This is a genomic window from Microbulbifer maximicatervae (SeqCode), from assembly GCF_052467225.1.
The window spans coordinates 4748397-4760796 of sequence record NZ_CP174303.1; the positions used below are offsets into that span (position 1 = coordinate 4748397).

General features: G+C 46.8%; 5 protein-coding genes. 3 read left to right on the top strand and 2 right to left on the bottom strand.

The genetic code is table 11. From position 1 onward, the window contains the following. Positions 1–352 precede the first annotated feature (352 nt). Both ACJJIZ_RS20600 and ACJJIZ_RS20605 read left to right on the top strand, forming a co-directional pair. The gene (locus tag ACJJIZ_RS20600) at positions 353–2905 is read left to right on the top strand and encodes a TonB-dependent receptor (RefSeq protein WP_444914698.1); all 2553 of its coding nucleotides are present in this window, start codon (positions 353–355) and stop codon (positions 2903–2905) included. Positions 2906–3179: 274 nt separating this feature from the next. Then, entirely contained in the window at positions 3180–6155 is a 2976-nt protein-coding gene (locus ACJJIZ_RS20605) for a TonB-dependent receptor plug domain-containing protein (RefSeq protein WP_444914699.1), read from the top strand. 374 nt (positions 6156–6529) lie between these two features. Here the strand turns inward: ACJJIZ_RS20605 and ACJJIZ_RS20610 are convergent, their stop codons facing one another. Both ACJJIZ_RS20610 and ACJJIZ_RS20615 read right to left on the bottom strand, forming a co-directional pair. Then, the gene (locus tag ACJJIZ_RS20610) at positions 6530–8167 is read right to left on the bottom strand and encodes a tetratricopeptide repeat-containing sulfotransferase family protein (protein WP_444914700.1); all 1638 of its coding nucleotides are present in this window, start codon (positions 8165–8167) and stop codon (positions 6530–6532) included. Positions 8168–8272: 105 nt separating this feature from the next. Further along, on the bottom strand, positions 8273–8569 hold the full coding sequence (locus ACJJIZ_RS20615) for a hypothetical protein (RefSeq protein ID WP_444914701.1): 297 nt from the start codon (positions 8567–8569) through the stop codon (positions 8273–8275). Positions 8570–9673: 1104 nt separating this feature from the next. On the opposite strand from ACJJIZ_RS20615, the gene ACJJIZ_RS20620 reads away from it, so the two are divergent. After that, positions 9674–12382 (top strand): TonB-dependent receptor plug domain-containing protein, encoded by a 2709-nt coding sequence (locus tag ACJJIZ_RS20620; RefSeq protein ID WP_444914702.1) that lies wholly within the window; start codon positions 9674–9676, stop codon positions 12380–12382. The last annotated feature ends 18 nt before the right edge of the window (positions 12383–12400 follow it).

Genomic DNA, 12400 nt, shown 5'->3' on the forward strand with positions numbered 1-12400 from the left:
ATTGACACCTAGGCACTGGATAACAATATCCCTTGTGTTAGCGCTTTGTTCCCCTAGCGCTACCTATGCCCTGTGCCCAGAGTCAGGAATCGAAATCTCCAAAGGAAACCTTTCTCAAGCCCTGATATCTCTGGGCCAGCAATGTAAAATATCACTACTGGTTAGAGCCTCATCAGCTGCAAAATTTCAAGTTAACAGGCAGACACTACTTAGCCCCGATGGCCATTTTGAGCCCGCTCTAGAGCAACTATTAGAAGGAGTACCGCTATCCTTCAAAAAAGTAGGCCCATCATCAGTAGCTGTTATTGAATCACCCCAGACTGATTCTTCCCGGCAAATAGCAACGGAAGCTTTGCAAACCGAAGAAGTAACGGTTACCGGCCAAAGCCTAACCGGAAGCCACTTGCGCCACTTCCAATCAGAAGGATACCTGCCGGTAGACCGCCTTTCGCGAGACCAGCTGGAGATGACCGGCGCTCAGACTATTGCCGATTTACTAAAGTTTTTACCTGCCATTTCAGGCAACTCCACAAGCACTTCAGTTAGCCAGGAGAGCGATGGTACTGCAGCAGTCTCGCTACGCGGCCTACCAGCCAATAGCACTCTTGTTCTCCTCAATGGGAGGCGAATCATCAGCGATGGATTTAATGGTGAAGCGACCGACTTAAACACTATCCCTCTAGCACTAGTTGAAAGAGTCGAGATTCTAAAAGACGGAGCTTCAGCTGTTTATGGCTCCGATGCTATCGCGGGAGTTGTGAATATTATCTTGCAAACTGACTTTGAAGGGCTCTCGATGAAGAGCTATTACGGACAAGCTTCGCAAGGTGATCGACAGAGTGAATCTCACCACCTAACCTGGGGGTGGAGAGGGGACCGGTCTCACGTAATGTTTAACCTGGCCCAAAATCGCCAGGGAAAAGTAATGAGCCGAGACAGGGACCTATCCAGCTCAGCGGATAGTCGCGCAATTGGGGGGACCGATCAGCGGTCATCTGCCATCCCAGATGGCTTTATTGCCCTCGAGAGAAATGAGGTATTAACCAACCTCTCCCCTGGGACCTATCAGAACTGGTCGCCGGAAGAGAAATTTAACTACAGCGACTACACCTCAGCAATTACCCCCACCCAAAGCGACTCAATATACATAGCCGGCAACCTGGATATTGGCGAAAGCACGCAAGCTTTTTCTGAAATTATGGGCGTCCGATCCAGCGGAGTATCAACCTCTGCTCCCACCCCTGTATTCACACGCTTTGACAACGGGGACTTAACGATAGCGGCTGATAATATTTACAATACTTTTAACGAAGAAATTTATGATGTCCGCAGACGCGTTATCGAGCTTGGCCCAAGGACACAAAATAACCGAACAAACAGCTGGAGATTCAATACCGGAATTAAAGGCTTCTGGAATGAATGGCAATGGGAACTGGGTGCCTCAATCCACAGAACTTCTAAGAAAGAAACACTAAACAATGTAATAGATCCCTTTGCGCTCTCCCTAGGGCTAAAAGGACCAGATGTCTGCAATACCACAACTTCCTGTGTGGCCGTAAACCTTCTTGGCCCCAGCGGCAGTATTGATGCGGAACAACTAGAGTTCATTCGTGGCAAGAGTATAACCACTAGCAACTCGCGAATGACATCTTTCACATTCATAACTGACGGCATTATCAAAAAAATATCGGCAGGAAATATTCTTGCAGCAGCAGGAATTGAGTTCAGACGGGAAAGCGTAAGTCTTCACTCCAATGATAATTTCGGAATGTCCTTTATTGGTGGGCATGCCCCTGGATCTACAGAAGGAACCCGGCTTGTCAAAGAAGCTTTTGCTGAGGTGTCCATCCCGCTAATTTCAGAAAAGCTATGGCTAGATGGTGCCATTAGAAGCTCTCACTATGACGACTTCGGGGATACTAGTAACCCCAAACTGGCTCTGAGATGGAAACCAACCCCCTCACTTCTTGTACGAAGCAGCTATACCACAGGATTTAGAGCCCCAACTCTCACAGACATGAATCAACAGGGCTACCAAACTCAAGAATTTCTATTCGACCCCTGTACAAGCACAAATACAAGTGACCTTCCTGGCTGCCAATATCGGTCTGACAGCTCGCGGATACAATATTTAACTGAATTTAGCGGTAATCCAGATCTAGCACCTGAAACATCCCGCACAATTTCTCTCGGAGTGACATGGGAGCCCCTCAAGCTTCCCGACTTTACCGCTAAATTTGATCTTTATGACATCGACGAAGACCAAGTGATCGGCACCAACCCCCAGTTTTTGTTGGACCAAAATGCCTACTACAACCTTTATACTGACTTGGTCATACGCGACCAGAGCGGTGATATAACCAAAATATACGCTTCTCGTATAAATCAAGGAAGCCGTGAGATCCGCGGATATGACGCAGCCTTTCGTTATAACTTCCAATTAGAGGGTGAAAACGAGCTGCATTTGGCTTTAAACATCAGCAGAATGCTTCACTACTTCAATCAAAGCTCACCTAACTCAACCAAAGAAGATCTATCTGGCACCTTCACAGATATTTCAGCCGGCGGCCCAGGATCATTGCCAAAATGGAAAGCCAATGCTGGAGCCTACTTAAAAAAAGGCCCTTGGAATGCCGGCTACACCGTCCATTATGTAGACAACCTTAAAGAAACGTTTACCACCCTGGACGGCACTAGCCAAAGCCGCAATATCAGCGACTGGTCATCACACGACATCCAGGTTGCTTACACCCCGAGCACTCGACTGAGATTTGCGTTCGGTATCAATAATTTACTTGATCGCTCACCTCCTTTTGCTTCAACCGCAGAGAGCAATAACCACGACTACCTAACATATGACCTTACAGGCCGATTTTTTTACGGAAGCTTTTCCCTAAGCCTCTAAGCTACACCTCTCTACTCAAACTCCTTCTGCCTCCCCTTTTACGCTCTCAAATAGACCAAAAATAAAACAAAAAGATCGATGAGCGAGCACGCGCTGACCTACCAAACCTGACAATACGCAGTATCAGAAAAAAACACGATTCTTTTGAGGGGTTCCGTCCGCCAAACGTTAATAGGTGTGTTGGGAGGGAAGTAGCCACTTGGGGGTAGCTACTTCCAGTAATCGTCATTAATGACAACAGACTATAAATCCAACGATCAAGAGAGGATTGACAATGAAAAAGAACCTCCTATCTGCAGCCGTAAAAGGAGCCATCGGCTTCACCGCCGCTGCTGTTATGGTTCCTGCTACTCCTGTTTTTGCACAACAAGATGCAGAAATGGTTGAAGAGGTTGTGGTAACCGGGTCCAGAATCGAGCGCGCCAATGACGTAAGCGTAAGCCCTGTTACTTCCGTTAGTGCTGAAGACCTAAAAGCAACAGGTGTAGTTCGTGTTGAAGACCTGATCAATGACCTACCACAAGTTGCCGCAACCCAAACAGCCGGGCAGGCTAATGGCTCCACTGGTACCGCAACCGTTTCCCTTCGCGGCTTAGGATCTCAGCGCACCTTGGTACTTATTGATGGCCGTAGAATGCCTGCTGGCTCACCTCTTGCCGGCGGCTCTGGTGCTGACCTGAACCAAATACCCGGTGCACTCGTTGAGCGAGTTGAAGTGCTGACTGGCGGCTCTTCTGCGACCTACGGTTCTGACGCAATCGCAGGCGTTGTCAACTTCATCATGAAAGATGATTTTGAAGGGGTACGCTTTGAAACTCAAACTAGTGTCTACCAGCACAATAATGACAACAGCAGTATGCAGCGTCTGGTAGAAGAGAGTGGCTACGATGTTGCTGACGGCAGCGTAACTGACGGTCACACCGATGATTTCTCATTGATCATGGGTGCAAACTTGGACAATGGGCGCGGTAACGTTACTGCATATGCCAACTACCGTAAAATTGATGCGGTTCTTCAGTCCGATCGCGATTACAGTGGTTGTAGCCTGTCCGGCAGCTCTGACAACTTCGCCTGTGGCGGTTCCTCCACTGTGCCCTGGGGCCGCTTTACCGACTTCGGTTTGAATGACGGGGACACCACTGAAGGCTTTGATTACAGCCTCGGGGATAACGGCGAGCTTGTCGACTTCTCTCGCCCTTACAACTACGGCCCACTGAATTACTTCCAACGTCCAGATGAGCGCTGGACTATGGGCGCTTTTGGCCACTATGAAATCAATGAGCACGCAGAAGCTTATGCCCAGCTGATGTACGCTGATGACCGCACCGTTGCTCAGATTGCCCCCTCCGGCGCCTTCTTTGTTACCAGCGATCTTTACTGTGGTAACCCTCTGCTCTCTGACGAACAGTTTGAAGCTTTCTGTGGCGTTTACGGCCTGACCGAAGATAACTATGTCAGTGACTTAAACGTCGTAAATACCGACGAAGACACTGGATTGACAACCGAAAACCCAGGTGCCCTTTACATTGGTCGACGCAATGTTGAAGGCGGCCCTCGTCAAGATGATATGCGCCACACGACATTCCGTGGTGTATTTGGTTTGCGCGGAGATATCAACGACAACTGGAACTACGACGTTTACTACCAGTACTCCGAGGTAAGCCTGGAACAGACCTATTACAACGATATGTCTGTAACCAATATCCGCCGCGCCCTGGATGTTCGAGAAGATGAAGATGGCAACGCTGTTTGTCAGTCTGTGATCGATGGATCCGACCCCAACTGTGTACCTTGGGATATTTTCTCAGCAGATGGCGTAACCCAAGAAGCCATTGACTACCTGGTTCTCCCTCTGTATGCCCGCGGTACTACCGATCAGGAAATTCTTTCTGGTTATGTAACGGGTGACCTGACCGACTACGGCTGGAAGCTTCCAACTGCCGAAAGTGGCATTGCCGTTGTAATGGGTCTTGAGAGTCGCCGTGAAAAGCTGAACTATTCACCAGACATGGGCTACCAAAATGGTGAAGGTGCCGGCCAGGGCGGCCCAACCCTGCCTGTAGATGGATCTCTCAACGTTAAAGAAATTTTCGGTGAGATGAATGTCCCCCTTATCAGCGGTATGCCTGGTGCTGAATATTTGGGATTGGAGTTAGCTTATCGCTACTCCGACTATTCAACTGACGAGCAAACCAACACTTACAAAGTTGCTGCTGACTGGCAACCGATTGACGACCTCAAAGTCCGTGCCAGCTTCCAGTCTGCTGTACGCCACGCTAACATCCGTGAACTGTATCGCGCACAATCCATCCAGCTGTTCGATATGGACTACGACCCATGTGGCTCCCGCACAGAAGCTGATGGCACTGTAGTTGAGCCTTCCTACACCTTAGAACAGTGTATGAATAGCGGTATTACTGCGCAAACTTACGGCAACCAGATCGATTCACCTGCCGGCCAGTACAATTATATTGGCGGTGGCAACCCAGATTTGTCCCCAGAGAATTCTGACACCTTGTCATTCGGCTTTGTTTATTCTCCAGAGTTTGTTGACGGGCTGACCCTTAGTATTGACTACTTCAATATCACTGTTGAAGACGCAATTGCCTCTATCCAACCAGAAACCATCCTCGACAAGTGTATCGAAACCGGCGATGACCTGTTCTGTGGCGCAATCAACCGTGGCGGCAACGGCAACCTGTGGATTGGCGACGCATCTATTACCGCTACTGACGTAAATATTGGCTACTTCGAAACCGAAGGTTTTGATATCAATGCCAACTACGGCTTTGATGTAGGCAGCTACGGCGCTGTAGATATGAACTTCATCGCTACCTACCTCACCAAGTGGGACCAGCAGGAGTTCGAAGGCCAGCCGACCGAAGAGTGTGCGGGTTACTGGAACAGCTCTTGTGGCACCCCAACACCTGAGTTTGTCAGCACTTTGCGAGCGACCTGGTCCACTCCCTGGAACGTGGATATCAACGGTAGCTGGCGCCATATTGGTAGTGTGACTGACCTAGGCGCAAATAATGCAGACTTTGATGCAATCAACTATTTTGACCTGTCTGCTGCCTGGGTGGCTTCCGATAACGTAACTATCCGCAGCGGTATCAACAATGTCTTTGACAAAGAGCCACCCTTGACCTCTGATGCCGGTTCCGGCATCTACGGTAACGGCAATACATTCCCAGGCATCTATGACGCCTTGGGCCGCTATGCCTTCTTGGGGCTGACTGTCGATTTCTAAACATTCTTTGTTCATAAATTGAAAGTCAAAAAAGGCGCGACAAAATGTCGCGCCTTTTTTTATGCATCCAGCCAATTACTTTAAATACTGATCAAGCTCAAGCATTTTAGCTATTCGCAACAATCACTAACTAGTCCCACAGAAGGTAGCCCCTCAACCTGATCAAAATTAAAGGCACTAACATAATAAATTCAATTGAAAGGCCGAAAACACCTAAAATCAAAGCACCGAGAGCTCCTCCAAAAATACTAATAAAAACTATATTGACGAGTAATTGGAAAAGAAACGTAGAGACGACTAGCAAATCACCCTACATCAACCCCTAAAATTTCAGGGACTTATAAGTAAAGCTAAAAGCTACACTTTAAAGCAACCTACTGAATTCCTTGAAGGTGCCTCTTATAGTTTCTATAACGCCCAGAAGATTTTTTATAAAGAGACTTCCTAACCTGCCAAATACTCGCAGTTTTCACTACACCCTCTCTAGCTGAGAAATTAAGACAGGCACCTTCCCAGTCGAGCCCAATAAATTTCAACAACTTCTCAAGCTCATCTTCTGGAGAGCAAACAAACTTATCATAATCCACACAGCAGACGGAATCAGGAAAAAGAAGCCTCCAATGCTCCATTACTAACTCTTGCTGCCGGTAGTAATGCCCTATCCATTCAAGATCTACAGAATAATTCATTCCTGCTCCTAACTGCTGAAAATAAACAGACAGGCAGTTATCCAGTAAATTTCTTTTCGTCCACACAATCTTCGCCTGAGGAAAAAGACTCTTAATAAAACCTATATGCAAAAAATTATCAGGCCTCTTATCAGTGAAATGTCCTCTCACATCAAACCTCTTCGTAACATGCTCCTCATAAGCTAAAGCTATAGTTTCAAAAAAATCAGCAGTTCCACTTTTAATTTTTGAAAAATATGTATCACCAAAGTTCCTTACCTGCCTTGAAATAAAATCAAGCTCTCCTCCAGCGGTCACTTGGGAGTGGCCACTTAACACTTTCTCTAATAAGGTCGATCCGGAACGAAGCATCCCACAAATAAATATAGGAGCAAATCCCCCTCTTTGCGGCAAGCTGTCAGCCCACGCCTGATCAAAAGTTGAGATAAGGTCCTGAGTGTATTTCTCCTGCAAATCCTTTCGATACGCACGAAACCTCAATCGACCAACCTCGTTAGCCTTATGGTAAGCCTCAAAGGCTGCATCATACTCAGCACAGTCATCGAGAGCTTTTCCGAGAGAAAACAGCAGTTCTTCACGCTCTAGTGGAGAATCTATGCCAGCTAACAAAGCAGCTTCTAACTCAACTACAAGTGGATCATCCTTTCTCTCAATATCGCTTTGATACACCAACCTGCTAAGAGCGGGATAATATTTTGAATCAAGTGAAAGTATCTTTCTATATAACTTTCTTGAATGAGCTTTATCCCCTCGCTCCTCAGCAAGCCCTGCAAGATTAAATAAAGCAGGAATATAATTTGGGTCTACAGAAAGGGCCCTCTCAAAAAAATTGCCAGCCAACTCTAAACAATTCATATCTAGGTACACTAACGCAAGGTTATTGTAGACCTCTTCTTGCCCATCAATTTTAAGCTCAATTGCTTTTTTATATGCTTCAGCTGATGCCTCAAGCTCACCAACTTTCCTTAATTGCAAAGCCAAGTTAAACAAACAATTCGGTTGATTCGCATTGAGAGACAATGCGTACCGGTACATTTCCACCGCACTCGCACTCATCCCAGCAGATACACATCCTGAAGCCAAGTTAAGGACATATGTCATATTAGAGGGTTTAATTGACAGAAATTTTTTCAGGTAGTAATCTGCCTTTTCTGCCTGCTTGCTGGAAATATAGAACTGACAAATCTCCGCAAAAATCAGTTCACGCTCAACACCTAAATTCAACATTGCCAGCAATATACCTTCTGCCTCAGGTAATTTTGAGGATGCAATTGCTTTATGAGCACGCCTTAGCTCTTTTAGAAACTCTGATCGATTTGTCATTTTTACAGCCAAACTAATTTTAGAATGGGAGGAAGAGTATCGGAGGGAAAGCAAAAGATAAAAGAATAGACCCTCCCCTGTAAGAGAAGGGTCACTCAAGCACCATTAATATTCGTTAGGGTTTCCCTGTGCACCCTTACGACGAGCCGAGTCCACCATATTTTTTGAGTCCTCAGCAACACTCTGCCACTCTTCCACCGTCATGCAGGTCTTCTCTTTAAAGCGAGACCCTGTGATAGACCGAACTTTACATACTAAGCGGCTTTCAGATGATTCAGTATTACCAGTCGAAGCGCCCGCAAGATCGTTTTTTGCGCCCTCATCATCAACTACCGACTTAGTAGCGCATCCGCCAACAAGCATAATCGTGCAAAGACCAACTAAAACTGCTTTCAAGCCCATTATTCCCTCTCCTTGATTAAAAAACATTATTGTATCGACTCGAACTTAGATTCTATACTGATATCATCTCTAGCGCATATACTGGTCGCGAAATATATCTCCTTTCAGAGATACAATAAAAGCAACCCGCTATATTAATCTTCTTTGCCCCAAACCTCTTTTAGAACCGCACTATTGTCTTAAAAAGACCATCGCACCAAATACGCTTATTAAAACCCAATCTTTTTGAAGGCTAAATAAACACTCCTTCCCATAGCCATAAAAAGAAGAACGCCTGCAACGTGCAATAAGATTAGTAGATACTTTATGCACCTATACACAAAACCTAGCAGCTACAACTCCCAAGCCATCTGGCATCAGCCCAATAAAAAAGGGGGGCAAGCTATAGATTCATACTATTGGAAAAGTCAATTTGCTACCCAATCCACCCGAAACAATTAATCCGTGACCACGAAGCCCTCCCTACAAAGTAGAGGGGCATTAAAATACGAGCTTCGCTACAAAAATAGACTCATTTCAGCTCATATTTTTCAATCTTGCAGATAGGCTTAGGGGGAATGTGTTAAAAAATACATATTGGATCGAACGAGTGTGGGACTATATTCTAACGTTATGAGGCAAGGAATCTAATTGGCAAAAATATAAATGCTTTAAATACAATTAAATCCTGGGCACCCAAAAGCCTCTCGCATGCAAAGATTACCGAAATAAAAGCACGATAGAATCATTTCCTACGCATCCAATTCCTTCAAAGGCCCTAGTTGAACCTCGGCCTCATGCTCAGAACAATGGCTAAATCCACCCATATTTGGCATCACCCAGCCTATGACAAACAGGCCGCCTAAAAAACATTATCAACTACAATTAGTCGATATATTGAAAAATACAGCTTTTTTTATCAGTTTATTGAGCTATTCAGCCTAAAAAAATCAAAAAACAACCAAAAACTTCATCTTGATTATTCTGGTGCATACAAGCAGATTGATCATTAAACCATCAAGATAGTTCCATATTTCCGCGCAATGCATTAAAGTCAGCTTTGTCACATTTACACCCATATCATAAAAAGCATTATAAGCACCTTAAGTATAAGAAGGTTCCACTATGATTAAGACCAAACTGAGCATTGCTATAGCTGCTCTTGGCACCCTCGCCAGCACAGGCGCTTTCGCCCAAGAGTCCACTGAGATTGGCGCAGAGGTAGAAGAAGTAATTGTTACTGGTTCGCGCATCGCTCGTGACCCGCTATCCACTACAGGCCCAATCACTTTAGTTGACTCCGAAACCATCGCACGTTCAGGTGTTGGCACCATTGACGAGCTTCTGAACCAGCTGCCATCAATGGGTACCACTGGTATCAATGCTAACGACAACAATGGCGGTGCTGGCCTTTCGTTTGTAGACCTTCGTAACCTAGGCTCTGCACGTACCTTGGTCCTTGTTAACGGCCGTCGCTTCGTATCTTCCAGCTCCGGCGTTGCCTCTGCTGTAGACATGAACAATATCCCAGTAGATATGATCGACCGCATTGAAGTACTAACTGATGGTGCGTCTGCTGTATACGGCTCCGATGCGGTTGCAGGTGTAATTAACGTTGTCTTGAAAGACTCTTTCGATGGCGTTCGCATAAATGCTCGTGCGGGTGCAACCGAAGCCGGTGGCGGTGAGAATGGCGAACTATCTATCACCTTTGGTAAAGAGTTCGATCGTGGTCAGTTCATCGGTAACGTAACTCACAGTAAACGCGACGAAATCACTTATGAGGACCGTGACTGGGCGGGCCTGCAAAGCTCCATGTCTCCCACCGGTAATATATTTACCGACTACGGCAGTTTTAGTGTTGCCGATGACGGTGTCACTTTAGGTGATTACTCCAGCTATGATATCGGCCAATACATGTGGCTTTCCGGATCCATGGAGCGCACTAGCTTCACAGGTAGCGGCTCTTACTCTATCACCGACGACATTGAGTTTTACGGGGAAGGCTCTTACACCCTGAAAACAACCAATCAGCAACTTGCCGCTCAGCCCATGTATGCTGGCAATGGCCTCAACCTGACTGCTGACCATCTCTCAGATGAAGTTCAAGAGCAATTGGCCGAAGCATGGCAGGAAGCTGAAGATGCTTACCAGATTGAACTCGCAGCTTACAATGCCGCCGTTGCCGAATGGGAAGAACAAGGTAGCCCTGAGGATCTGAAGCCTACAGCACCAACAGCAGGCCATGGCGATAGCTGGGAAGCTGGCCTGTCCGACGTTCGTCTGCGCCCTGTCGCCGGTGGAACTCGCGATTCCGAACAGAAAACTGAAACCTACCGCATTCTCGGCGGCTTGCGCGGAGATCTTGCCAATGGTTGGGGCTGGGATGCTTTCGTAAGCTACGGTAAAAACGAAGGTGAAAACACTGTCGCAAATTCCATCAGCAAAACAATGCTGCAGGAAATCCTGGATGGGGAAAGTGGAATTGCTGACGAGGATATTCAGTTCCTCGGCGGCATGAGCGATGAAGTTATCGACTACATCAGCTACACCGATCGCGAAGACAACGAGTACGATATGCTCAATGTCGGCGCGAGCTTGACTGGAGACATCGAACAAGTTCAATTCCAAGGCGGTGCCTTAGGGTTTGCTGCTGGTCTTGAATATCGAGAGGAGTCTGGCGAATTTAACCCCAGTGAAGAAACTCAAACCGGTTCTACATTTAGCAATCAGCAAGATGCAACTTCTGGTGATTTCGCAGTAACTGAGGTGTTTGCCGAGTTTAACCTGCCTATTCTGGCCGGTTTAAACTATGCGGAGGAACTGTCTGTTGACGCGGCTGTTCGATATTCCGACTACGATACATTTGGTGGCCAGGCAACTTATAAGCTTGGTGCAGTATATGCACCAACTGAGAACCTGCGTTTCCGTACTAGCCTGTCTACAGCGTTCCGTGCTCCAGGCATCTATGAACTCTATAGCGGCACAGCACAAAGCTACAGCTACCTGATTGACCCCTGTGACACTAGCAGTAACAATAAGGATGGCCAGGGCGCTAACTGCGGTATGGTAAGCACAAGCTTCACCCAAGCAGGCTCACAGGTACCGACCAACATCGGTGGTAACGAAGATCTTCAACCTGAAGAATCAACAAGTTTTACTGCTGGTATTGTTTGGACACCTAGCTTTGTCGAAGACCTGTCCATCACTTTGGACTACTTCGATATTCAAATCAAAGATGCCATCACAGATGCTGACACCCAGCAGATTTTGAATGACTGCTACCGCGACGGTATCAGTACTGCCTGTGACCTTGTTAGCCGTGGAACCAGTGGGCAAATTGACTACCTGGAAGGCTCTCTGCTGAACATCGGCGAGATTAACACCAGTGGTATTGATATCGACGTAGTACAAAACCTTTACTACGATGCGGGCAAACTGGCTCTGCGCGCTCAAGCGACCCACCTGCTTGAGTATGAGGAGTACAACACCCAAACCGACCAAACTACTGACTACGTCGATTACATTGGTACGACCGGCGATGCATACACCAAGTGGCGCGGACTGGCCAGTGCAACCTGGTATGCCGACAGCTGGGACTTTGGAGCAGACATTCAGTACATCGGTGATGGCCATAGCCCCTATGTGGATATGCCTTCACATACCTACCTGAACTTGAAAGCAGGCTGGGATGTTAATGAATCTACACGCCTAACCGCTGGTATCGACAATGTCACCGATCGCGAGCCGTCTACTACCTCTGGTAGCGATTGGAATGGTACTTACGACTTCCAAGGCCGCTACGCTTGGGCTGGTGTTAGTTACCAGTTCTAAGTACTGACTTTATAAGTC